At 61.6% G+C, this 23,268-nt stretch carries 23 protein-coding genes and 2 pseudogenes; 10 read left to right on the top strand and 15 right to left on the bottom strand.

What is annotated here, in order from left to right; all coding sequences use genetic code 11:
• Window positions 1-176: 176 nt before the first annotated feature.
• Window positions 177-476 carry a hypothetical protein gene (locus AACY36_RS27200; RefSeq protein ID WP_339419748.1) on the top strand — a complete coding sequence of 100 codons (300 nt, stop codon included), beginning with the start codon at window positions 177-179 and terminating at the stop codon, window positions 474-476.
• A 343-nt stretch (window positions 477-819) separates the two neighbouring features.
• Here AACY36_RS27200 and AACY36_RS27195 read toward each other — a convergent pair whose 3' ends face one another.
• Window positions 820-1,887, bottom strand: coding sequence for an NAD(P)-dependent alcohol dehydrogenase (locus AACY36_RS27195; RefSeq protein WP_339438984.1), 1,068 nt, complete (start codon window positions 1,885-1,887; stop codon window positions 820-822).
• 140 nt (window positions 1,888-2,027) lie between these two features.
• On the opposite strand from AACY36_RS27195, the gene AACY36_RS27190 reads away from it, so the two are divergent.
• From AACY36_RS27190 to AACY36_RS27180, 3 genes are all read left to right on the top strand, one after another.
• Entirely contained in the window at window positions 2,028-2,924 is an 897-nt protein-coding gene (locus AACY36_RS27190; RefSeq protein WP_339419744.1) for a VOC family protein, read from the top strand.
• Window positions 2,921-4,312: an alginate export family protein gene (locus AACY36_RS27185; protein WP_339419742.1), complete on the top strand. Its 1,392-nt coding sequence runs from the start codon at window positions 2,921-2,923 to the stop codon at window positions 4,310-4,312. The genes AACY36_RS27190 and AACY36_RS27185 overlap by 4 nt, the downstream gene beginning before the upstream one ends.
• A gap of 90 nt (window positions 4,313-4,402) precedes the next feature.
• The gene (locus tag AACY36_RS27180) at window positions 4,403-5,221 is read left to right on the top strand and encodes an alpha/beta fold hydrolase (RefSeq protein WP_339419741.1); all 819 of its coding nucleotides are present in this window, start codon (window positions 4,403-4,405) and stop codon (window positions 5,219-5,221) included.
• Between the two features lie 55 nt (window positions 5,222-5,276).
• Here AACY36_RS27180 and AACY36_RS27175 read toward each other — a convergent pair whose 3' ends face one another.
• The gene (locus AACY36_RS27175) at window positions 5,277-5,663 is read right to left on the bottom strand and encodes a DoxX family protein (protein ID WP_339419739.1); all 387 of its coding nucleotides are present in this window, start codon (window positions 5,661-5,663) and stop codon (window positions 5,277-5,279) included.
• Between the two features lie 77 nt (window positions 5,664-5,740).
• Window positions 5,741-5,973: pseudogene (locus AACY36_RS27170) on the bottom strand (LysR substrate-binding domain-containing protein); the annotation flags it as partial.
• Between AACY36_RS27170 and AACY36_RS27165 the strand changes: the two are divergent.
• Window positions 5,972-6,661 (top strand): annotated as a pseudogene (locus AACY36_RS27165) (YbfB/YjiJ family MFS transporter); the annotation flags it as partial. The pseudogenes AACY36_RS27170 and AACY36_RS27165 overlap by 2 nt on opposite strands.
• Window positions 6,658-7,656 carry an NAD(P)H-quinone oxidoreductase gene (locus AACY36_RS27160; RefSeq protein ID WP_339419737.1) on the top strand — a complete coding sequence of 333 codons (999 nt, stop codon included), beginning with the start codon at window positions 6,658-6,660 and terminating at the stop codon, window positions 7,654-7,656. The pseudogene AACY36_RS27165 and the gene AACY36_RS27160, both read left to right, overlap by 4 nt.
• Before the next feature lie 526 nt (window positions 7,657-8,182).
• Here AACY36_RS27160 and AACY36_RS27155 read toward each other — a convergent pair.
• From AACY36_RS27155 to AACY36_RS27145, 3 genes are all read right to left on the bottom strand, one after another.
• Window positions 8,183-9,307: an alkene reductase gene (locus tag AACY36_RS27155; RefSeq protein ID WP_339419736.1), complete on the bottom strand. Its 1,125-nt coding sequence runs from the start codon at window positions 9,305-9,307 to the stop codon at window positions 8,183-8,185.
• A 79-nt stretch (window positions 9,308-9,386) separates the two neighbouring features.
• Window positions 9,387-10,064 carry a type 1 glutamine amidotransferase domain-containing protein gene (locus AACY36_RS27150; protein ID WP_339419734.1) on the bottom strand — a complete coding sequence of 226 codons (678 nt, stop codon included), beginning with the start codon at window positions 10,062-10,064 and terminating at the stop codon, window positions 9,387-9,389.
• The gene (locus AACY36_RS27145) at window positions 10,061-10,690 is read right to left on the bottom strand and encodes a TetR/AcrR family transcriptional regulator (protein ID WP_339419732.1); all 630 of its coding nucleotides are present in this window, start codon (window positions 10,688-10,690) and stop codon (window positions 10,061-10,063) included. The genes AACY36_RS27150 and AACY36_RS27145 overlap by 4 nt, the downstream gene beginning before the upstream one ends.
• A gap of 173 nt (window positions 10,691-10,863) precedes the next feature.
• Here AACY36_RS27145 and AACY36_RS27140 point away from each other — a divergent pair, with 173 nt between their 5' ends.
• Window positions 10,864-11,799, top strand: coding sequence for a GlxA family transcriptional regulator (locus tag AACY36_RS27140; RefSeq protein WP_339419730.1), 936 nt, complete (start codon window positions 10,864-10,866; stop codon window positions 11,797-11,799).
• A gap of 5 nt (window positions 11,800-11,804) precedes the next feature.
• Here AACY36_RS27140 and AACY36_RS27135 read toward each other — a convergent pair whose 3' ends face one another.
• Together AACY36_RS27135 and AACY36_RS27130 are read right to left on the bottom strand one after the other, a co-directional pair.
• Window positions 11,805-11,957 carry a hypothetical protein gene (locus tag AACY36_RS27135; RefSeq protein ID WP_339419728.1) on the bottom strand — a complete coding sequence of 51 codons (153 nt, stop codon included), beginning with the start codon at window positions 11,955-11,957 and terminating at the stop codon, window positions 11,805-11,807.
• A gap of 43 nt (window positions 11,958-12,000) precedes the next feature.
• The gene (locus AACY36_RS27130; RefSeq protein ID WP_339419726.1) at window positions 12,001-12,507 is read right to left on the bottom strand and encodes a GNAT family N-acetyltransferase; all 507 of its coding nucleotides are present in this window, start codon (window positions 12,505-12,507) and stop codon (window positions 12,001-12,003) included.
• Window positions 12,508-12,686: 179 nt separating this feature from the next.
• On the opposite strand from AACY36_RS27130, the gene AACY36_RS27125 reads away from it, so the two are divergent.
• Window positions 12,687-13,559: an undecaprenyl-diphosphate phosphatase gene (locus AACY36_RS27125; protein WP_339419724.1), complete on the top strand. Its 873-nt coding sequence runs from the start codon at window positions 12,687-12,689 to the stop codon at window positions 13,557-13,559.
• Window positions 13,560-13,734: 175 nt separating this feature from the next.
• Here the strand turns inward: AACY36_RS27125 and AACY36_RS27120 are convergent, their stop codons facing one another.
• Genes AACY36_RS27120 through AACY36_RS27105 form a run of 4 tightly spaced genes read right to left on the bottom strand, consistent with a single transcriptional unit; the run spans window position 13,735 to window position 17,197 of the window.
• Window positions 13,735-14,550: a sugar phosphate isomerase/epimerase family protein gene (locus tag AACY36_RS27120; protein ID WP_339419723.1), complete on the bottom strand. Its 816-nt coding sequence runs from the start codon at window positions 14,548-14,550 to the stop codon at window positions 13,735-13,737.
• 1 nt (window position 14,551) lies between these two features.
• The gene (locus AACY36_RS27115) at window positions 14,552-15,751 is read right to left on the bottom strand and encodes an NAD(P)/FAD-dependent oxidoreductase (RefSeq protein ID WP_339419722.1); all 1,200 of its coding nucleotides are present in this window, start codon (window positions 15,749-15,751) and stop codon (window positions 14,552-14,554) included.
• A 2-nt stretch (window positions 15,752-15,753) separates the two neighbouring features.
• A complete protein-coding gene (locus AACY36_RS27110) occupies window positions 15,754-16,074 on the bottom strand; it encodes a MocE family 2Fe-2S type ferredoxin (RefSeq protein ID WP_339419721.1) in 321 nt (106 codons plus the stop codon).
• Window positions 16,075-16,102: 28 nt separating this feature from the next.
• Window positions 16,103-17,197 carry a fatty acid desaturase family protein gene (locus AACY36_RS27105; protein ID WP_339419720.1) on the bottom strand — a complete coding sequence of 365 codons (1,095 nt, stop codon included), beginning with the start codon at window positions 17,195-17,197 and terminating at the stop codon, window positions 16,103-16,105.
• A 162-nt stretch (window positions 17,198-17,359) separates the two neighbouring features.
• Here AACY36_RS27105 and AACY36_RS27100 point away from each other — a divergent pair, with 162 nt between their 5' ends.
• Window positions 17,360-18,403, top strand: coding sequence for a substrate-binding domain-containing protein (locus AACY36_RS27100; RefSeq protein WP_339419719.1), 1,044 nt, complete (start codon window positions 17,360-17,362; stop codon window positions 18,401-18,403).
• Here AACY36_RS27100 and rtcA read toward each other — a convergent pair.
• Genes rtcA through AACY36_RS27085 form a run of 3 tightly spaced genes read right to left on the bottom strand, consistent with a single transcriptional unit; the run spans window position 18,400 to window position 21,463 of the window.
• Complete coding sequence (rtcA, locus tag AACY36_RS27095) at window positions 18,400-19,425, bottom strand: RNA 3'-terminal phosphate cyclase (RefSeq protein WP_339419718.1); 1,026 nt, start codon at window positions 19,423-19,425, stop codon at window positions 18,400-18,402. The genes AACY36_RS27100 and rtcA overlap by 4 nt on opposite strands.
• Before the next feature lie 8 nt (window positions 19,426-19,433).
• Window positions 19,434-20,222 (bottom strand): nucleotidyltransferase domain-containing protein, encoded by a 789-nt coding sequence (locus AACY36_RS27090; protein ID WP_339419717.1) that lies wholly within the window; start codon window positions 20,220-20,222, stop codon window positions 19,434-19,436.
• A 14-nt stretch (window positions 20,223-20,236) separates the two neighbouring features.
• Window positions 20,237-21,463, bottom strand: coding sequence for an RtcB family protein (locus AACY36_RS27085; protein ID WP_339428122.1), 1,227 nt, complete (start codon window positions 21,461-21,463; stop codon window positions 20,237-20,239).
• 213 nt (window positions 21,464-21,676) lie between these two features.
• On the opposite strand from AACY36_RS27085, the gene rtcR reads away from it, so the two are divergent.
• Window positions 21,677-23,257: an RNA repair transcriptional activator RtcR gene (rtcR, locus tag AACY36_RS27080; RefSeq protein WP_339497741.1), complete on the top strand. Its 1,581-nt coding sequence runs from the start codon at window positions 21,677-21,679 to the stop codon at window positions 23,255-23,257.
• Window positions 23,258-23,268: the final 11 nt, after the last annotated feature.

Genomic DNA, 23,268 nt, shown 5'->3' with positions numbered 1-23,268 from the left:
CCCCTGCTTTGCATCGCTGCACGGCCGACGCGCCCTAGAAAACCGTCATCCTGAGGCCAGTTTATGAATCTGATGTTACGGTGATAGCAAAAAAAACATCACGGTGACGAGAAGCCAGCTGCACTACACTTTGCAGCCTTACCGGCCCACTCCTTCGGGCCCGCCAGGAGGCCCTGATGAACGTGCTACCAACCCTCGCCAGCCTGTTGCTGTGCGCCGTCCTGCCCTTGGTTGCCCATGCCGATAATTGCGCAGAGGTCACGGTGGATGGCTATAAGGCGCCTGACTATGGCTGCCTTAGCCACCAGATGGGTAATGACACGAATGCAACAAAGGCGACGCAAAAAAACCGCGAGGCGCAGAATATTTCCATCGAAAAGCGCCTGCCCAATAAGGTCGGTTTAGCCACCCCGGCGGCGACCAGTGTGCGAATGGGCAACACCTTCGGTACGTCGGTGAAACCGCAGCGGCCTTGAGCCGTTAGAAATTGTCTGAGTACACAGGTAACAAATGTGGGAGGGAGCTTGTTTACGAGGCGGCCTTTGGGCCGACCAGGTGCTTGGGTTGGAATGAGTACATATCCATTCCTGCGGTAATGGCTGCTATTGGTTTCGCTCTTACGGCGAGTCACTTTGGAAAAGAGCCCCAAAGTAACCAAAGGGCTCTTGCCCCACCACTCGGCACCTCACCTAGGCTCGGTGTGCGGGCTTGCTCGCGAATGCAGAGTGTCAGTCACTGATGATTTGACTGATCCACCGCATTCGTGAGCAAGTCGAAGCGTCGAACCGCCGCTCGCACAGTTTGGACTTGCAGCGTGTCTCAGGCCGCGTGGCTTTCTTTCTTCAAACTCTCCATATCAATCACAAACCGATACTTCACATCACCCTTGAGCATCCGCTCATAGGCCTCGTTGATGCCCTGGATATCGATCATCTCCACGTCCGACACAATCCCGTGCTTGGCGCAGAAGTCCAGCATGTCCTGGGTCTCCTGGATGCCGCCAATCAACGAACCCGCCAGGCTGCGGCGCTTGAAGATCAGGTTGAATACGGTTGGCGACGGGTGCGGGCTGTCGGGGGCGCCGACCAGGGTCATGGTGCCGTCACGCTTGAGCAGGCTGAGGAAGGCATCGAGGTTGTGCGGTGCGGCGACGGTGTTGAGGATGAAATCCAGGCTGTTGGCGACTGCGGCCATTTCATCCGGGTTCTTCGACACCACCACATGATCGGCACCCAGGCGCAGGCCGTCTTCGCGTTTGTTGGGTGAGGTGGTGAACAGCGTGACGTGTGCGCCCATGGCGTGGGCGATCTTCACCGCCATATGCCCAAGCCCACCCAGGCCAACCACACCGACCTTTTTGCCGGGGCCAACCTTCCAGTGGTGCAGCGGCGAATAGGTGGTGATGCCCGCGCACAGCAACGGCGCCACGGCGGCCAGGTTGGAAGCGTCGTGGGAGATGTGCAGCACGAACTTCTCCTTGACCACGATGCTGTCGGAGTAGCCGCCGAAGGTGTTTTCGCCGCCGAATACCGGGCCGTTGTAGGTACCGGTAAAGCCGCTCTCGCAGTACTGCTCCTCGCCTTCGGCGCAGGACGCACAATGCTGGCAGCTGTCGACCATGCAGCCGACACCGGCCAAATCACCGACGTTGAACTTCTGCACATTGGCGCCTACCGCCGTAACACGGCCGACGATTTCATGGCCAGGCACGGAGGGGTACAGGGTGTTGTTCCATTCGTTGCGGGCGGTGTGCAGGTCGGAGTGGCAGACCCCGCAATAGAGAATGTCGATCTGTACATCATCCGCCCCCGGCGCGCGGCGCTCGAAGGTAAAGGGCTTGAGGGAATCCTTGGCGTTCTGGGCGGCGTAGCTGTAGGTCTTGGCCATTTCGTTCACCTGTGTGATCGGATGCTGGAAGTCAGATGACCAGCATAGACGCTGAATCGTTCAACCGAGCACGTCCATACAATCCGCGTCACTGCGCGGCCCCTAAGCTCCTGACTTTCTCAAGACGCTGGAGAGTGGGCATGTGTAAAAAAGTGAGGACGGTATCGCTGGCTGTCACGTTGCTGGCCGCGGCCATGATGGGCAGTGCCTTGGCGGCAACACCCACGGTAGCGGTGGCCCCGCAATATGACACCAGCCACGTCTATGTGGCGCCGGCCGATGTCGACCGTTTTGCCCAGAGCTTCCTGGCCACTTTTGGCGGCAAAAGCACGGCCCAGGTGGTGGTGAATGTGTTGCCGGTGCCGAGCAGCACCACCTCGCAATTGCTGCAGACCCCGGCGGGCACGGTGTCGTTGTTTGGCTTCACCACACCGATCCCGCACCCGTTCGGCCAGGAGCGCAACGGTTACCTGGTCAAGGACATGGACGTAGCGCTCAAGGCCGCCCGGGAAAACGGTGCGGCGGTGATCGTCAGCGACTTCCCCGACCCGATCGGACGTGACGCCGTGGTGCAGTGGCCAGGCGGCGTGAATATGCAGCTCTATTGGCACACCAAGACCCCGGATTACGCCGCGTTCCAGACCGTACCGGAAAACCGCGTGTACCTCAGTGCCGACCGTGCCGACCGCTTTATCAAGTCGTTCCTGGGTTTTTCCCACGGCAAAGTCCTGGCCGATGACAAGCACGCGCCTGGGGTGGATATCGGTCAAGCCAGTGGCAGCTACCGCCGTGTCGACATCGAGTCGCCGTTCGGGCGCATGGCGGTGCTGGTCACCAACGGCCAACTGCCCTACCCCTTTGGCCATGAAACCACCGGCTATCAAGTGGCTGACCTGAAGGCGACGCTGGGCAAGGCCACCGGCTCCGGCGCCACAGTGCTGGTGCCCGCCTTTGACAGCAAAGGCCGTCGCAGCGCATTGATCGAGTTCCCGGGCGGCTATGTCGCGGAGATTCACCAGCTCAACGCGGCAAAATGAAGCGTCGCACAGGCTGGGGCCTGGCCGTGCTGTGGCCGCTGCTCGCCGGCGGCGTCCACGCCGATGAACAAGCGACACGCCCGACCATCAAGGCCAACCGTTGGCAGGAAGACTGGTCGGTCCTGCAAAACCCGGCGCTGCGCACGCAGCCGTTGGACAATTGGAAGTACATCCCATTGTCAGGTGCCAACCCGTTCACCTACTTGTCCCTGGGCGCCACGTTACGCGAGCGCTTCGAGATGAACGATGCCAGTGGTTTTGGCGTGCGCGATGTGAAGCGTGATCGCTACTTGATCCAACGTTTCCAGGTGCATGCCGACCTGCACCTGAACGAAAACTGGCGGGTGTTCACCCAGCTTGAAGACGTGCACGCGTATGACAAGACGACGATCGGCGGCGCCGACCAGAACCACGTCGACCTGCGCCTGGCCTTTGCCGAATACGTCAATGCCTTCAGCAGCGGCACGCTGAAAGCACGTGTCGGGCGCCAGGATTTCGCTTTCGACTTGCAGCGCTTCATCTCATCGCGGGAAGGCCCGAATGTGCGGCAATCCTTCGATGCCCTGTGGGCCGACTGGGAGACGAGCAACTGGCGCTTTATCGGGATTGCCAGCCAGCCGGTGCAGTATCAGGACGGGCGGCACTTCGACGACAAATCCAATAGTGAGGCACGCTTCCACATGGTGCGGGTCGAGCGGCTGGTGGGCGGTAAAAACGAGCTGTCAGCCTACTACGGCGTGTATGAACGCGGCGCGGCGCACTACCTGGACGCGGACGGCGACGAAACCCGCCACCTGTTCGACGCCCGCCTGGGCGGCGCGGCCATGGGCTTTGACTGGGACGTCGAAGCGATGCTGCAAAGTGGCTCGGTGGGCAACAAGGATATCCGCGCCTGGGCCGCTGGCAGTCGCACCGGCTACACCTTTGACAGCCTGGCCTGGACGCCGCGCCTCGGCCTGCAACTGGACATCGCCTCGGGCGACCGTAAAACCGGGGATGGCACTGTTGGCACATTCAATCCGCTGTTTCCCAACGGCTACTACTTTTCCCTGGCGGGCTACACCGGTTACAGCAACCTGATTCACGTCAAGCCGTCGATCACCGTCAAACCGTTCGACAAGCTCAGCGTGCAAACGGCCATCGGCCTGCTCTGGCGGCAAACCACCAGCGATGCGGTGTACACCCAGCCCAACCTGCCGGTGGCCGGCACCGCTGGCAGCGGTGATCGCTGGACCGGCGCCTACGCGCAACTGCGCACTGACTATGTGTTCAGCCCCAACCTCACCGGCGCCGTCGAAGCCGTGCACTACGACGTCGGCCAGACCCTGCGCGATGCAGGCGGTGATGACAGCAATTACCTGGGGGTCGAGCTCAAGTTCAGTTGGTAATCCCAAGCAAGCACACCCGTACAAGCCCTCGAAACGCTTAAGGGCAATAGTGATCCTGAGTTTTCCAGCCTATACATCAAGGAGTTTTCCATGAGCACATTCGTTGCCAAAGACGGTACCCAGATCTACTTCAAGGATTGGGGCAGCGGTAAGCCCGTGCTGTTCAGCCACGGCTGGCCGCTGGATGCCGACATGTGGGAATACCAGATGGAATACCTGAGCAGCCGTGGTTTTCGCACCATCGCGTTTGACCGTCGTGGCTTCGGGCGCTCGGACCAGCCATGGACCGGTAACGACTACAACACCTTCGCCGACGATATCGCGCAGTTGATCGAACACCTGGACCTCAAGGACGTGACCCTGGTGGGCTTTTCCATGGGCGGCGGCGACGTCGCGCGCTATATCGCTCGCCACGGCAGCGCCCGCGTCGGCGGCCTGGTACTGCTGGGGGCGGTGACACCGCTGTTCGGCCAGAAACCGGATTTCCCGCAGGGCGTGCCGACTGAAGTGTTCGATGGCATCAAGGCCGGGCTGTTGAAGGATCGCGCGCAATTTATCAGCGATTTCAACACGCCGTTTTTTGGTATCAACAAGGGCCAGACAGTCTCCGAAGGGGTGCTGACCCAGACCCTGCAGGTGGCAATGCTGGCGTCGCTGAAATCGACCGTGGATTGCGTGACCGCCTTCTCCGAAACCGACTTCCGCCCTGACATGGCCAAGATTGACGTGCCGACCCTGGTCATCCACGGTGACGGCGACCAGATCGTACCGTTCGAAACCACCGGCAAAGCCGCCGCGGCTTCGATCAAAGGCGCCGAGCTGAAGGTCTACAAGGACGCACCACACGGGTTCGCCGTGACCCATGCCCAGGCCTTGAATGAAGACCTGCTGGCGTTCCTGACACGCTGAAACACCTGAACCACCCTCTCCTTATTTCGGCCGGGCTTGCCCGGCCTTTTTTTGCTCAGGAGAAACGTTGGCTCACGACCAGACGCCCAGGCCCTGCGATCAACACGCTGCTGAAAATGATCAACAGCAGCCAGCCGAATTGCCCTTCCAGCAACGTCCACTCCGGGTGCACCACCCGCATGGCAATCAACAGCACCGCCAGGATCGGCAGGCACGCCAGGCGCACCAGCACCCCGGCAATGATCAGCAGCGGGCACAGCACCTCGGCAAATATCGCCAGCAGCAGCGTGATGTGAGCGCCCAAGTGAAACGGGTCCTCGATCAGCTTCAACTGCTCGCTGTAGTTCAACAGTTTCGGCAAACCGTGCACCCACAGCAGGAACAGCGCCCCGCTGCCCCGTAGAAACAACAACCCCAGGTCCTGTTGTTTTGATTCGTTCATACGTGCTCTCTGTTGGTCGAGACAAACGTCGATTGTGTCAACGGTGCCATCCGCCTGCTTGCAAGCCTGTGCTGACCTCACTCCCCCGTACCGGCAAATGCCGCGACGATTTCATCGATCACCACCCGCACTCGCGCGGTGTGGCGCAGATCGGCGTGGGTCACCAGCCACACGTCATACGGCAAGGGCCGCGTGCGGTCGGGCCACAGGCGTACCAGCCCGTCACGTTCGCCGGTGTACACCGGGATTTCGCCGATGCCGATGCCCGCAGCAATAGAGCGGCGCACAGCAGGCTTGAACTGAGGGCCGCGGTTGCGAGCTGGTTCGCCTGGCCCAGCGGTAAGCTGCATGAGGCACCGGCACGAGCAGACACTTGCGCAGCGACACCTTCTGGCGTGTACCTGTTGTTCGCCCAATACGCTTTTATGGCGGCGGGCTTGGTGCCGGCGATGGTGTTCCTGGTGGATTACGTGGCCCGTGGCCTGGGAGACGGCGCGCACATCGGCGCGATGATCTGGGTAATGTACGGCCTGGGCGCGATTGTGGGGCCGGTGACTTAAGGGTTCCTCGCCGATAAACTCGGGGCCCGCTTGAGTATTCGCGTGGCGCTGGTGGTGCAGGCGATTGCGCTCGGCTTGCTGCCGTTTGCCGGCTCGTTTACCGCCCTGGCGGCGCTCGCGGTGATCCTCGGTTCCTTCCCGCCGGGCATCGCGCCGCTGGCACTGGCGCGGGTGCATGAGTTGCTGCCCAACCATCACCAGCAACAAGTGGCATGGAGCCGCGCCACGGTGTCCTTCGCGACGTTCCAGGCGCGGTCCGGGTTTGCCTATTCGGCACTGTTCAACCGCAGTGGCGGGCAGCATGCGCTGTTGTTCATGATCGCCGCCGGGGCCATTGTGGTCGCATTGGCACTGGAACTGGGCATGATCCTGCTGAACCGTCGACCGCTCGGTACGGTCCCACCTCATACGCTCATCGCTGCAGGTAATCTGAAATGACGCTTCCTCAAGAAATGACCCTGATCGAAATCACCACCCCTGGCGGGCCTGAAGTGCTGCAACCGCGCCAGGCCGATGTGCCTGTCGCCGGCCCCGGCGAAATCCTAATCCGCGTGCATGCCGCCGGGGTCAACCGCCCCGACGCCCTGCAACGCGCCGGCAAATACCCGATGAAACCCGGCTTCAGCCCGATCCCCGGGCTGGAAGTGGCCGGTGAAGTGGTGGCGCTGGGTGAAGGCGTGAGCGAATACCAGGTGGGCGACAAGGTTTGTGCCCTGACCAACGGCGGTGGTTACGCGCAATTTTGCAGCGTGCCGGCCGGCCAGGCCTTGCCGATCCCTGAGGGTATGGACTGGATTCAAGCCGCCGCCGTACCGGAAACGTTCTTCACCGTGTGGGCCAACCTGTTCGGCCTTGGCGATGCGCACACCGGTCAGCGCGTGCTGATCCACGGCGGCACCAGCGGCATCGGCACCACCGCTTTGATGCTGTGCCGCGAGTTTGGCATCCAGGCGTTTGCCACCGCTGGCAGCGCCGAAAAATGTGCCGCGATTGCCAAGCTGGGCGCTGAACCTATCAATTATCGCGAGCAGGATTTTGCCGAAGTCATCGCGCAGCAGACCGACAACCAGGGCGTCGATGTGATCCTCGACATCATGGGAGCCTCCTACCTCAACAACAACCTCAAGGCCTTGGCCATGGACGGTCACTTGGTGATGCTGGGCTTCCTCGGCGGCGCCAAGGCCAATGACGTCGACCTGCTGAGCATTCTCGGCAAACGCGCGGTGATTACCGGCTCACTCCTGCGGGCACGCAGTAAAGAAGAAAAAGCTGCCATCGCCGAACAACTGCGCGAATACATCTGGCCGGTACTGGCCGCCGGGCGGTGCCTGCCGATCATCGACAAGGTGTACGCCTACACCGACGCCGCCCAGGCGCATGCGCGGATGGAGGGTGGGGACCATATCGGGAAGATTGTGTTGCGGGTGGAGTGACGCTGATCCTGGCCCTGTGAAGATCCAGTGTGGGAGCTGCGGTACGACGATTCGACTTGCCTGCGATGCAGACACCTTGGTCATTCAGTTGAACCGAGTCGATGCTATCGCAGGCAAGCCAGCTCCCACGTTGAACTGAGTTCGACACAGAATCTAGGTCGGCTGTCAGGCCGCCTGGCTTTTGATTTTGATCTGAGGCGCCCCGTCAACCACGCTGGCCGAACGCAGGCTTGAATCCGTAGGTAACCCGGCAGGACGCCGGGTTAGCCGCACTGGGCCAAGGATGGCCCATTGCGGCGGCCCACGGATTCAAGCCTGCGTTCTGGCACACCGAGCCTAAGCGAGGTGCCGAGTGGTGGGGCGAAGACCTTTTGGTTACTTTTGGGGCGTTTGCCAAAAGTGACCCGCTGTAAGAGCGGAACCCTAAGTGGCCGTTACCTAAATAACGGATATACACTCGATCCTGGTCGTCTGACACATAGCTATCGCAGGCAAGCCAGCGCCCACATGGATCACCTTCGCAGGGCTACTCGGCGTACACCGGGTAGTCGATGTATCCGGCTTGCGTCCCACCGTAAAGCCCCTCAGCCTTCAGCGGGTTCAGCGGCCACCCATTGAAAATCCGTTGCGGCAGGTCCGGGTTGGCAATGAATGGCCGCCCGAATGCGATCAAGTCCGCCAACCCCGCTTCTACCAGAGCAGCGCCGCGTTCAGCGGTGTAGCGGCCAGCGTAGATGATGCGACCACTGAAGGTGCTGCGCACCGCTTCACGGAAAGTGTCTGGCAACACTGGGGCGTTGTCCCAGTCGGCTTCAGCGATGGACACATAGGCGATGCCTGACTCCTCCAACACCTTGATCGCTTCGATATAGGTGTGATGCGGGTCTTCTTCCACCAGGCCGATGTACACGCGATCCTGATCAGTGCCACTGAACAAGGGCGAGAAGCGCACACCCAGACGCTCCGGCCCAACCACGGCGCTCACGGCCTCAACGATTTCACGCAGGAAGCGCAGGCGATTGTGCAGTGAGCCGCCGTATTCATCGTCACGCTGATTGGCGTGGGCCGAGATGAACTGGTTGACCAGGTACCCATTCGCCGAATGGATTTCCACCCCGTCAAACCCGGCATCCAGTGCATTGCGTGCGGCCTGGGCGTAGTGCCCGACCAACTCTTCGACCTCAAGAGCGCTCAAAGCACGCGGTACCGGCGGCTGCTTCAGCTCACCCACGCCAGGACCGGTTTCGATAAAGGCCTTGGCCTGCTGCGCCTGGATCGCCGACGGCGCGACAGGTGCGGCGCCGTCTGGCTGCAACGCGTTATGCGAGACCCGGCCAACGTGCCACAACTGGGCAAAGATCACCCCGCCTTCGGCGTGCACCGCGTCGGTGACTTTGCGCCAGCCGTCGATCTGCGCCGGGGTGTAAATGCCCGGCGTCCACGCATAACCCTGGCCACGCGGCTCGATCTGCGTGCCTTCGCTGACCATGAAACCAGCCGTGGCACGCTGGCGGTAATACTCGGCCATCAAGTCGGTGGCGATATCGCCGGGCTGGGCGCTGCGCTGGCGCGTCAACGGCGGCAGGACGATACGGTTGTTTAACGTGTGGTGACCCAGTTTTACCGGGGTACTTAGTACAGTGTCAGTCATGTAAGGCTTTCCAAATTGCGGACGTGCTAAAGCATTGGCGACTTATAAAAGTCGCCAATGAATACAGCGGTTTATTTAGTTAAGCGGTGAGTGTGAGCAGGGCTTTGGCCACATCGCTGGAACTGCCAGGGTTTTGCCCAGTGACCAACAGGCCATCTGTGATGACAAAGGAATGCCAATCGGCGCCCTTCTCGTAATGGCCGCCGAGTTTCTTGAACTCATCTTCAATCAGGAACGGCACCACGTCGGTCAACTCCACCGCCGCTTCTTCCGAGTTGGAGAACCCGGTGACGCGACGGCCCTTGATCAACGGGTCGCCATTGACCGCCTTGACGTGACGCAGCGCGCCCGGTGCGTGGCAGACAAAACCGATCGGTTTGCCAGCGCGTTCGAAGGACTCGATCAGGGCAATCGAGACCGGTGACTCCGCCAGGTCCCACAGCGGGCCGTGGCCGCCTGGGTAAAACACGGTGTCGAAGGCGTCGGCGTTGACGGTTTCCAGTTTCAGTGTGTTGGCCAGGGCCTGCTGTGCAGCCGGATCGGCGGCGAAGCGGTGGGTCTGTTCAGTCTGGGCGTCCGGCTGGTCGCTCACCGGGTCCAGCGGCGGTTGACCGCCGGCCGGGGATGCCAGTACCACTTCGGCGCCAGCGTCCTTGAACGCGTAATAGGGTGCAGCAAATTCTTCGAGCCAGAAGCCGGTCTTGCGCCCGGTATCGCCAAGCTGGTCGTGAGAGGTCAGTACCATTAATACTTTCATTTTCCAGTGCCTCGATAGGTGTGAGTGTCAGTGTGTTCAGGACAGCCCAACAGGTGTCGGGTCAGCCACAGCGCCTCGTCGAACGGCGCGCAAGTACGGGTGATCTTGCTCATGACGCTGGTCCCCAGCCACAACGCATACAGGCGCTGGGCCAGGCTTTCAGGGTGTTGCGCAACCTTCAGCGAGCCGTCTTCGATGCCGCGTTGCAAGGCAATTGCGAGCAACGCAATAGTGCGTGCGGTGCCGCGCTGCAGGGCCAGGCGCATCGGTTCTGAAAGGTCTGACACCTCTGCACCCAGTTTGACGGCAAGGCATTTGCCTGCGTCGGTGCCGCCGGTCTGGTTGTCGATCCAGCTGTGCCAATAGCGCATCAACTTGGCGTGCGGGGTTAAGTCCGGCTGATTGAACAGCTGTTCCATAGCGTTCAAGTAGTTGTCGAAATAGGTATCGAGCAATACCACCCCGAACGCATCTTTAGAGTTGAAGTAGTGATAGAACGAGCCTTTAGGCACATCGGCGGCTTGAAGTATTTCGTTCAATCCCACCGCAGAAAATCCTTTGGCGCCCACAATCGGCTGCGCACTTTCCAGAATCGTCTGCCTTGCACTTTTAGTTTCGCGGCTCATTTTTCATCCCGTCCGATTAGACCAGTCGTCTCGTTCGTTGGGTGAATGTTAGGGGCCGGGTAAAACGCGCACAATGTCAGATCCGCAAGGATTCCGGACATGCGGCAAAGTCGGTTGCCGTTTTCCCGGCAGCCACCGACAATCCCCCCCTACCACGCTTCTGGAGACATGCGATGCACAGCGTTGCGCTGATGGTTTACCCGAACTTCCAATCCCTGAGCCTCAGCCTGGGCTCGGTGTTCGAGTGCGCAAACCTGCTGCGCGGCGAGCCGGCCTATGAGTTTCACCTGGTGTCGGAAAGTGGCGGCGCGGTGATGACCTCCCAGGGGTTCTCGGTGAATACCCTACCGATCCGGCCGCAGGGCTACGACACGCTGATCGTCAGCGGCTACCTGGAGTTTCGCCTGCCGGAAGCGAACCTGCTGGAACTGGTCAAGGCCGCCTCGGCCCAATCGCGACGCGTCGCCTCGTTGTGCATGGGCATCTTCGTGCTGGCAGAAGCCGGCTTGCTGGAGGGCAAGCGCACCACCACCCATTGGATTCACGCGCCGGCCTTTCGCAAGCGCTATCCGGATATCCGCCTGGAAGAAGACAAGCTGTTCATCGTCGACGGCCAGGTGTGGACCGGCGCCGGCATGAGCGCCGGTGTGGACTTGGCGTTGGCGATGGTGGAGAACGACCTGGGCAGCGACCTCGCGCGACGCATTGCACGCAAGCTGGTGATCGCCCAACGTCGGGGCAGTGAACAATCGCAGTTGTCGGCGCTGTTGGAACTGGACCCCAAGTCAGACCGCGTACAACTGGCCCTGGCCTATGCCCGTGAGAACCTGACCCATGATCTCTCGGTGGAAGCCCTGGCCGATGTTGCCCGGCTCAGTCCACGCCAGTTCAGCCGGGTGTTTCGCGAAGAAACCGGGCAAACGCCGGCCAAGGCCATCGAGTCCCTGCGCGTAGAGGCCGCGCGGGCGATGATGGAAACCAGTCGTCATCCCGTGGAAGTGGTGGCCCGTGAGACCGGGTTTGGTGACCGCGAACGCATGCGCCAGGCGTTTCTCAGGGCGTTCGGGCAGCCGCCGCAGGCGATGCAGCAGGCGTTGTTCAGGAGCTAGAGCGTCTAGCGGCAGTGGTAAAGGCTTTCGCTGCTGAGTGCTTCCCCAGTGTTCAGGTCACGGATGGTCACCGTGCCATTGGGGTCGTTCAGGCAGAACGCATTACGCACGGCGTAGATGCCGCTGCCACGGGGGGTGAACACCATTTTGACCGACAAGCCTCTGAGGCGCCCCCCCCCTGCTTTAAGTTCAACCTCGCGCTTAGTGCAACACCGCGCGTGTCACCAGGTAACTCACCAACTGCGGATCATCCGCCAACTCAATCGCCTGTACCGGGCGCGGCAGGTTGTCCAGCACCCTGCGCCAGAACGCCTGGGACACTTCATCCTGGTCGTAAAAGCGCACCAGCCAATCCGCCTCGCCGCTGCACAGCACCTGGCTGGCGATGGCACGGCCGATGCCTTTGCGCCGATAGCGCTTGAGGATGAACAGGTCAGCCAGTTCCAGAGCGTGGATACCCGGCAGTTCGCTGCCTTCGATCAGCAGGAAACCGGCGATGTAGCCATCGACCAGCAGCAGGTTGGCGCTCCATTGCGGGTCTTGCCAATAGCGGGCCAGGTGTTCGTCGTGAATGTAGAAACGGCCGTCCGCCTCGACATCTTCCTGTTCCCAGTCCGAGGATTCATAGGCGTAATACTGGTAGAGATTGCGGATCAGCTCGGCTTCTTCAGGGCCGGTCTGGATCAATTCGACGGTGGTTTCAGGCATGGGACCCTCAGTGAAAAAACGCAGGGCGCCATTGTTCACAAAACCTGAGCACAGTCCAATAGCGTGGCCAACCTTTCTACTTGCTGAACCGAATGCAAAAAGGCATTGCCCCTTCCGAGACCTTGAAACATTTCGAATAAACTCCGCGAAATTGCCGCTCTTTTTCAAGGACATGTATTTTGACAAACGTCTGTACCGCCGGCCTGGATGTAGGTTTTGCCTCCCTGGACTACCTGCAGATCTTCATCCTGGGCGTGATCCAGGGCATTACCGAACTGCTGCCGGTGTCGTCCACCGCCCATATGCGCGTAGTACCAGCCCTGCTCGGCTGGCAAGACCCCGGCTCGGCGTTTTCCGCAGCCATGCAGTTGGCGGCACTGGCCGCGGTGGTCAGTTATTTCTGGCGCGATGTACGCCAAGTGACCACCGGCAGCATCAGCGCGGTGCGCCGGGGTGACTACTACGACCGGTGGTTCAAGCTGGCGGTGGCGATTGTGCTGGCGACCATTCCTATCGGCATCGCCGGCCTGGCGTTGTCTTCGACCTTGAATGCCTGCAACTCGCCGTTGCGTGGGCTGATGGTGATCGGGATTTCCTGCGTGGTCATGGCGGTGCTGATGGCAGTGGCGGACGTCCGTGCACGCCACACCCGGGAGGTGAGTGAAATGCGCCTGCGGGATGCGTTGATCGTGGGAGTGGCGCAGATTGGCGCGTTGATTCCAGGGGTGTCGCGCTCCGGCTCCACCCTGACGGCGGCACTGTATCTCAACTTCAAACGTGAGGAAGCGGCGCGCTTTTCTTTCCTGCTGGGCCTGCCCGCCATCGCCCTCGCCGGTTTGAAAGAACTGTGGGTGCTGCTGCATGCCGATATGCCGGCCCATGCCTGGCCGCATTTGATCTTTGGTTTGGTGGTGGCGAGCATCTCGGCGTTTTTTGCGATCTGGGGCCTGATGAAGTTTTTGGAGCGATTCTCCACCTGGCCGTTCGTGATTTATCGCGCGCTGCTGGGGGTGTTCCTGATTGTGGCGGTGAGTACCGGGTTGCTGAGTTGAACTGACGCTATTTGCAAACCACCGCAAAACTAATGTGGGAGGCTTGCTCGCGAATGCGGTGTGTCAGCCAACTCATTCAGTGACTGACACACCGCTTTCGCGAGCAAGCCCGCTCCCACACTGGAATTGCTTTGTTTTGAAGATCGCGTTCCTTTGCTGAGGGGGTACAAGGTCATCACTGACAGCTGTGCCACACCTGCCGAATCAACGCCTGCAGCTTCAGCGCCTCCGCCCAGCGATCACTGATTTCACGCCCATCCGCGCCGGTGATCGCATAGGGCGGCGGGCCCAGTTCGCAGGTGAAGCTCAGGCTTTGCGGCGTATCGGACCGTGCCAGCCAGTCTTCGATCCCGTAGCGCCACCACTCGGTAAAACGCTGTACCCAGGCTTGATGCTGGGGAAAGTCCAGCGACACCTGCACCTGTTCACTGCTGGCCACGCGGCCGTGAAAGCCCCAGCTGTGACGCAGGATCGTGCGGATCTGCTCGTCATCTTCAGCAGTAACGGGCTCGGGCAACTCACGCCCGACCACGTAGTGGGACAGGTCGGCCAGCAGCTTCAAATCGGGCATCTGTGCCAGCAGGTCGAGGGTGAACAACAGATCGTTGGTGAGCCGATAACGATGGGTTTCCAGCAGCACCGGAAAGTCCACCTGCTCGGCCAGGCGCTGCCAGCCTTCGACCAACCGTGCGGCCTCGGTTTGAGTGCGCGGGCGCACGTCGGCTTGCAGGGTGAGGTGGTGGCAGCCGTAGCGGCTGATTACGTCCAGTGCGGCCGCCAGATCATCCACCGACTGCGGGAACAGCTGGCCTTCGATCTGCAAGCCCCTGGCCGTGGCGGCGGCGTGCAGGCGCGAGACGTCGGCGGGCTTGAAGTAATGGTCGGTGATGCCGTCGAAACCGGCGGCTTTGATGCGCTCGAGTTGGGCTTCGAGGGGGCCGGGCTCGGTTTGCATGGCCCACAGGGATTGGAACACCAGGAATTGGCGCATATCAGCCTCGCAGGATGTGTTTGAGGGACAGCTCGGGGTCGGCCAGGCTGGTCGCGTTGAGCGGGGTGCATGCGCAGATCAGGCGTTCGCACAGCTTGATGTCCTTGGCCGCACTGTTGCCTGGCGCCCATCCGCACGCACCTTGCAGATGGTGATCGGCATCCAGGTAGAACAGCAGCAAGCCGCCGCCCGGCAATGGCCGACTGACCGTAAGCGGCGTGATCACACCCACGGTCTGCACCCCCCAATCGTACTGATCGGACCAGAAACCGGGGAGCGCCTCGAACGGCACATTGCGCCCCAACATATTCAGCGCCGCATGCCGCCCTTGGGCTTCGGCATTGCGCCAGGTTTCCTGGCGTTGGTACAGGCCGTCCAGGCGGAATTCGCACACATCGCCAGCGGCATAGATGTCCGGTGCGCTGGCGCGCAGGTACGTATCGACGCGAATGCCCTGCCCCACGTCCAGCCCCGCCGCCGTGGCCAGTTCGATGTTGGGCTGCATGCCGATGCCGACCACCACCCAGTCGCAGGGCAACCGCTGCCCGTCCACCAACAGCACGGCGTCGGCCTGGATGGACTCCAGCGCCACGTTCAAACGCACATCCACCCCTTGGCGACGATGCAAATCCAGCAGCGCTTGGGAGATAACCGCCGGCAACACCCGGCCCGCCAGGCGCGGTCCGGCTTCCAGCACCGTCACCTCACAACCCAGGCCGCGTGCTGTCGCCGCCACTTCCAGCCCGATAAACCCGCCACCCACCACCACCAGCCGCGTGCCGGGGTTCAGGGCACTGCGCAAGGCCAGCGCCTCATCGTGGGTGCGCAGGTAAAGTACATTGGCCTGCGCCTGAGGCAATCGTCGTGCCCTGCCGCCGGTGGCCAACAGCAGACCGGCATACGGCAGCCACTGGCCGTCGGCGAGTTGCAGGCGATGGTGTTGCGGCGCCAAGCGAGCCACCGGATTACCGGCGATATGCTCAATATCCAGCTCGGCCAGCCGCGCGCTGTCGCACAGGCTGCACCCGGCCAAATCCGCTGTGCCCTGCAACAGGCCTTTGGACAGCGGCGGCCGCTCGTAGGGCACGTGCGGCTCATCGCCGATCAGGATCAGCCGCCCGGTATAACCTTCTTCGCGCAAGGTCAGCGCCGCACGGCCACCGGCATGGCCGGCACCAACGATAATCAGAGCGTCGTTCATCATCACGCCGTGACGGCGAGCAATACCCGCCCCGCTTCGACCCGCACCGGGTAGGTCTTGAGGTTGACGCACACTGGCGCACCCAGGGCCTTGCCGGTGCGGTAATCGAAGCGCCCGTTGTGCTTGGGGCACTCGATGATGTGGTCCATCACGAGGCCGTCGGCCAAGTGAATTTTCTCATGGGTGCACAGCCCCGCGGTGGCAAAAAATTCATTGTCGGCCGAGCGATACACCGCGTAGGTGTGCGGCCCGTGGTCGAAGCGCAGCACGTCTTCTTCGTCTATTTCGCCCACGGCGCAGACGTCGATCCATTGATCGTTCATGGCGTTTTCTCTTGTTCTTGGAAGGCGTTCAGCCGGCAGTGGCTTCTGCATGCACGGGGGCATTGGCGGCCGGTTCGGCACGCGGGCGTATCGGGCGCTGAACGAAATGGTTGGGGTCGCTGCGCTGCTTCCAGATGGTCGGCAGGATTTCCTTGTACGCCTCGAACAGATCGGTGTAGGGCGCCGGGCAGTCGCCGCGTATTTCTTCGTGCAATTGCGCCAGGGCGTGATACGGCACCATCGGGTACATGTGGTGTTCGAGGTGGTAGTTCATGTCCATGTAGATAAAGCGCAGCACACGGTTCATATAAATGGTGCGGCAGTTGCTGCGGTGGTCGAGCACATCCTCGGCCAGGCCCACGTGTTGAGTGAGGCCGAAAATATAGCCCAGCCAGGCACCGTAGATACTCGGCAGGCCAATCAGCATCAGCGGCAGCCAGCTGTGCAGGTACAAGGCGGTGCCGATGACCACCGCGTAGATGCCGACCCAGATACGCGCCGCGCGGAACACCTTGGGCCATTCGGACTCGGGGATAAAGTCTGCCTCCTGGGCACTCATCTTGCCGACGGTATGGCGCGCCACGCCGCTGAACGTCTTCCAGGCCAAGGGCACATTGAACAGGCTCAAGAACATCATCGAGAAGCGCGGTGGGCGCGGCTCGACAATCTCAGGGTCGCGACCGACGACGATGGTGTCGGTGTGATGACGGGCATGGCTCCAACGCCACACATGGGGCTCGAAGATGCACATAAAGCTTGCAACCTGGTACAGCACGTCATTCATCCAACGGGTTTTGAACGCCGTGCCATGGCCGGTTTCGTGCCAGCGCGGGTTGGACGCGGTGCCGTACAGCACGCCATAGGCCAGGAAGAACGGCACGCAGGCCCAGGTGCCCCAGAACCAGTAGCCGCCAAAACCAGTGGCGAACAGCGCGGTCACCCAAATGGCAGTGTCGAGCAAGGCCGGGCCGTCGCGACGCTGCATCAGTGCTTTCATGCGTTTTCGGGAAACCGGCGACTGATACCAACTGGCCGAGACCAGGCCTTTATCAAAGGCGCGGGCGGCTTCGGGGCCGGTGAGGCTGTAGTCGCGCCGGGCGGGATGAGCGGTGTGTTCAGGCATTGTTATTGTTCTCCGCAAGCGGGTGGTTTCAGGTGCTGTGTGAAACCCACGATAGAGAACGCCTAAATCACCCTCAAGGCCTTGAATCCATTCCCTATCAAGCTATCATCCAGGCCCAGCGGGGCTTGATAGTTTTCTATCAAGACGCTCAAGGGGCTTGTCATGAACAACAATAAACGCCCAACCATTGCCACCGTTGCCGCCCAGGCCGGGCTGAGTGTGGCCACCGTCGACCGCGTATTGAATGCGCGTGCGCCGGTCAATCCCGACACCGCCGAACAGGTGTTCCAGGCCGCCGAAGCCGTGGGTTACTTTGCCGCGCGGCTGATTGGCCAGCGCATTCGCGAACGGCGCCCGACCTACCGCCTAGGCATCCTGTTGCTGGGCACCGCCCAGGCGTTCTACGCCAACCTGGCCCGTGCCATCAGCGATGCAGCCGAGCAGCATGCCGGTGCCAACCTTACGTGCCAGTTCGAATACATCATCGATCGCACGCCCAGCGCCATCGTCGCGCAAATCGAACAGTTGGCCGTGCAGTGCGATAGCCTCGCGGTGGTCAGTTTTGCCCACCCAATGATCAACGCCTGCCTGGCGCAGATCCGCGCAGCCGGCGTGCCGGTGGTCGCCCTGCTTTCGGATATCCACGAACACGCCGAGGAGCCCTATGTGGGCCAGGACAACCACGTGGTCGGCCGCACCATGGGCTGGTTGCTCGCCCGTACCTGCGGCGCACGCAAAGGCAGCGTGGGGATCTTGCTCGGCGGCCACCGCTTTCTCGGCCACCAGGCACGGGTCGAAGGCCTGCACAGCTACCTCGCCGAGCACGCGCCGGGGCTCAAGCCGTTGGAGCCGCTGATCAACCTGGATAACTGCGACATCACCGAAGAAGCCACCCTCGACTTGATCAGCCGTCACAGCGACCTGCGCGGGCTGTGTGTGGTGGGCGGCGGCGGTGATGGCATCATCAGCGCCCTGGCACAGCTGCCCAAGCGCCCGGCGCTGTGTTGCATCCTGCAGGAGTCCACCGAGCTGTCGCGCCAGGCGCTGAGCCAGGGTTTGATTGATGTAGTGATGGACTCGCAGCCGGGGCGGACGGCCGCGGCATTGGTGGCGTTGATGGTGGCGTTGCAGAGCGCCGAAGGGTTCGATCCGGTGCGGCATCGGGTGCTTATACCGCCGCAGATTGTGACGTCGGAGAATCTCTAGCGCGCTCGGCACTCGACCTTCAAGCCACCCGTCTCCAGCACGTGACTCTCGATCACCACCGGCAGGAAGCGCTGGATCACCAGCATGTTGCTGTGCAAATGCTCGCTCATGTGCGGCGTGGTGAAACGGCCGCCACCCGCCAGTGCCATTGGCAACAGCAACTGATCGGCCAGGTGTTCGCCTACTGCCGTGTCGGTGCCTCGCCACTCACTGGCCTGGTCGATAGCTTGGTCGGCCACCGTTTCGGCGCGCACCTTGGCCATGCCAAAGGCACTGAATATTTCGGTGACATGCTCGTGGACGAACTCCAGCATCAGCACATTGCCTGGGCCCTGTTGCGGGTCAATCTCGACCGGGAACAGTTGCGTGTCCGCAAACGATAGACGCTGGCGCACGCGCTTGAACTGGCGCTCGCTCACTTGGGCGGGCAACCCTGCGTTAAGGGTTACCGCGCGGGCTGCGAGCAGTTCTCCGCGCTGCATCAACTGCAGCGGCATCAGCTCACTGGGTTGGATAAACGCCTCTAACTCACCACCGCCAGCCGGTACAAACCCGTAGCGGTTCAGGCTCAATTCGATGCGCGCGCCCATACGCTGCAACAATGGAAGCCAGGCGCGCTGCAGAAAGTCCACCGGCGGTGCCAGCGGGTTATGGGTGCCGCCGCAGATCGTCACGCGGCTGGCCGTGGGGGCGCGCAGCAATGCCGGCAACAAGGTCTGCAGCACCAGGGTGCAACTGCCGGCCGTGCCAATGGAAAACCGGTATTCGCCCCCTTGAATCGGCCCGGGTTCGAACACCAGTGTTTGCGAGCCCAGTTCAGCACCTTGCACCTTGGCACCACAGACCTGCGCCGCCGCCAGCACGGCGGTCAGGTGTTGACGCATCAAGCCTGGCCGACTGCGCTTGGCGCGGATGTTTTTGATGCGCAGGGTCAACCCGGTCACCATCGACAAGCTGAGCCCGCTGCGCAGTACCTGGCCACCGCCGATGGCGCCGTCGAGTTCAATGAGGTCCTGTTTCATATCTATCCTTAAGCAAAGCGTTTGACCGTGTCCCGCAGGTAGTGGTCCAGTTGTTGGGCGTCTTCATGAGTGCGTGGCAATACCGGCACTTCGCGTTCCAGTTCACGCTGTATGTAGGCGTGCAACGCCGGGCGCCGTGGCCCGTAGGCCGCTTCCCCGGCATTGCGTTTCAACACCAGCAGGGTTGCGACCTCATCAAGCAGTTGTGCGTCATCCACTGTGCTCAACAAATCGGCGAAGGTCATCGGCGGCCGCCCCAGCCCCAGGTCGATCCAACGCACTGCCAGCAACGGCCGCAGCACGTAGAAGTACTTCTTGAACCGCACCGTGTCGCCTTGCAGATAGCCGCGAAAATTCTTCTTGGCCATCGAAAGGTAATGATTGCGCGCCGCCGGCGGGCTGTAGAACGCCTCGGCCAGGGCACGCAATTGCGCCGTGGCCTCGGCCTCCTGGCGATACACCAGCGGCGAATCAAGCCATTCCAGCAGCGTGGGGTTGGATTTGCGCAGCAGGCCCAAGGTCTTGCGCAACTCCCAGCCGCTCACATCCAACTCGTCATCCAACGGGCGTTCGATCACGTCGCGCGGCGTATCCACCTGCATGAACCAGTCAGGTTTTTCCACGTAGACAAAACGCACATCGTAGTCGCTGTCGGTGGAGGCAAAACCCCAGGCCCGGCTGCCGGATTCGCAGGCATACAGTACCGTCACATTGCGCTCACGCTCTATGCGCTCCAGCTCCTGAAGCACTCGCGCGCGCATGGCGTCGCTCAATGGGTGGCGTTCTTCCCTTTCCATCTCTATTCCCCCTCTTATCCTTTGACGCACACCACTTGACGCAAGGTGTGCAGCACTTCCACCAGCTCGCGCTGGGCGTGCATGACTTGGTCGATGTCCTTGTAGGCCATCGGAATTTCATCGATCACATCGGCGTCCTTGCGGCACTCCACATGGGCCGTCGCGCGGATCTGGTCGGCCAGGGTGAAGGTGTTCTTCGCCTTGGTACGGCTCATGGTGCGGCCGGCGCCGTGGCTGCACGAGCAGAACGACTCTTCGTTGCCCAGTCCACGCACGATGAAGCTTTTGGCGCCCATGGAGCCCGGAATAATCCCCAGCTCGCCCTTCTTCGCCGACACCGCGCCCTTGCGCGTCACCAAAATATCTTCGCCAAAGTGCCGCTCTTTCTGCACGTAGTTGTGATGACAGTTCACCGCTTCCAGCGCCACTTCAAATGGCTTGCTGATCACCTGGCGTGTGGCCTGGACCACCGCGCGCATCATCAACTCGCGGTTCTGCCGGGCGAAATCCTGAGCCCAGCCCACCGCTTCCACGTAGTCATCGAAGTGCTGGCTGCCCTCTTCGAAATACGCCAGGTCGCGGTCCGGCAAATTCGCCAGGTGTTGCTGCATGTCCGCCTGGGCCAACTGGATAAACAGGTTGCCGATGGCGTTACCCACGCCACGCGAACCGCTGTGCAACATGAACCAGACACGGTTGGCTTCATCCAGGCACACCTCGACAAAGTGGTTGCCGCCGCCCAGGGTGCCGAGGTGCTGGCGGTTGTTACTGCGTTCCAGTTGCGGGTACTTGTCAGTGATCGCCTTGAAGCGCGGGTGCAACGCCGTCCATGCCTGATCGGCCTGGGCCGGCACGTCTTCCCATGCACCTTTGTCGCGGCCTTTACGGCTGCGAGTGCGGCCATGGGGTACGGCGGCCTCGATGGCGCACCGCAGGCCATGGAGGTTGTCGGGCAAGTCGCTGGCGGTCAGCGTGGTACGCGCGGCGATCATGCCGCAGCCAATATCCACGCCCACCGCTGCCGGGATGATTGCGCCCACGGTGGGGATCACGCTGCCGATGGTCGACCCCTTGCCCAAGTGCACATCCGGCATCACCGCAAGGTGCTTGAAGATAAACGGCATCTTGGCGGTATTCATCAGTTGCTGGCGGGCCTCGGGTTCGACGGGCACGCCCTGGGTCCAGAGTTTGATCGGCTTGCCGTCGGCGATTTCCAGCAGTTGGTAGGTTTTCTCTTGCATGATCTCGATTCTTTTTTTGAAAGCCGGCGCTGCGGCGTTGATAGAGGCATAGCAGCGGGCGTGCCAGTTTTTTAAAAGCCGCTCTAAAAATACTTATCCAATTGTTTTATATAGTTATTTTTAATAATTGATAACTCACACCCAAAAAAACCATGACAAGCTGATCGTCAACTTCATATCCTCACATATCGTTACTTATATTTTGGTCTAGCCATGAAACACAAGCGCACCGTCGCCATCGGGTTTATCGGCTCCAAGCTGGATCGCGTCGGCAAAGGCGCCAACCGCTGGAACCACTGGCGCCCCAGCGTCGGCCTGTGCCAGCAGGACAACCTGCAGATTGATTGCCTGGAGCTGATCCACGACATCGACGCCCGGGACGTCAGCCTCGCCGAGCGGGTGCGCGCCGATGTCCAGCAGATCTCGCCCCACACCGAGGTGCGCCTGCACCCCATGCCGCTGAACAACCCCTGGGATTTCGAAGAGGTCTACGGCGCGCTGCACGACTTCACCACCGACTACCGCTTCGACACCGAACACGAGGACTACCTGGTCCACATTACGACCGGCACGCACGTGGCGCAGATTTGCTGGTTCCTGCTGACAGAGGCGCGCAACCTGCCCGCGCGGCTGATCCAGACCGCGCCCAGCCGCCGCCTCGACGACACCGCACCCGCCACCGGCACCCACACCCTGATCGATCTCGACCTGTCGCGCTACGACCGCATCGCCTCCCGCTTCGCCCACCAGCGCCTGGAGGGCCTGGCGTTTCTCAAGTCGGGGATCGCCACGCGCAACAGCGCGTTCAATGCCTCCATCGAGCAGATCGAACGCGTGGCCGTGCGCTCCACGGCGCCGATGCTGCTGATCGGCCCCACGGGCGCGGGCAAGTCGTTCCTCGCCCGCCGCATCTACGAACTCAAGCGCAGCCGCCATCAAGTGCAAGGGCGCTTCGTGGAAGTCAACTGCGCCACCCTGCGCGGCGATGGTGCTATGTCGGCGTTGTTCGGCCATACCAAGGGCGCCTTCACCGGCGCACAAAACGCCCGCGACGGCCTGCTGCGCGCGGCGGATGGCGGCATGTTGTGCCTTGATGAAATCGGCGAACTGGGCCCTGATGAACAAGCGATGCTGCTTAAAGCCATCGAAGAAAAGCGCTTCTACCCCATGGGCGCCGACCGCGAAGTGGCCAGCGACTTCCTGATCATCGCCGGCACCCATCGCGACCTGCGCGGGCGCGTGGCCGAAGGGCTGTTCCGCGAAGACCTGTACGCGCGCATCAACTTGTGGACCTTTGATCTGCCGGGCTTGGCGGGCAGGCGCGAAGACATCGAGCCCAATATCGATTTCGAGCTGGAGCGCCACGCCCGCGAGCAAGGCCGCCGCGTGCGCTTCAACCTCGAAGCGCGCCGCCGCTACCTGGCGTTCGCCTGTTCCAGCGAAGCGGCGTGGCTGGGTAACTTTCGCGAGCTGTCTGCGTCGATCACGCGCATGGCGACCCTGGCCGACAGCGGACGTATCGATGAGGCCCAGGCCGAAGAAGAAATCCAACGCCTGCGCTACGCCTGGGGGCTGTCCGAGCCGCACACCCTGCTGCCCGCCGACCTGGACCTGTTCGACCAGTTGCAACTCAAGGCCGTCATCGAGGTGTGCCTGCAATCCGACAGCCTGTCCGACGCCGGCCGCCGCTTGTTCGGTGTATCACGCCAGGCCAAGGCCCAGCCCAATGATGCGGATCGCCTGCGTAAATACCTGGCGCGCTTTGCGATTGACTGGAAGCAGTTGAAGCCCTAGCCCTGCGAGGC

Origin of the sequence: Pseudomonas sp. EA_15y_Pfl1_P101 (genome assembly GCF_963970835.1) — a bacterium.
GTDB classification, from domain to species: Bacteria; Pseudomonadota; Gammaproteobacteria; order Pseudomonadales; family Pseudomonadaceae; genus Aquipseudomonas; species Aquipseudomonas tritici.
Note: the sequence above shows the minus strand (reverse complement) of the source record. Positions and strands in the feature narration are given on the sequence as shown.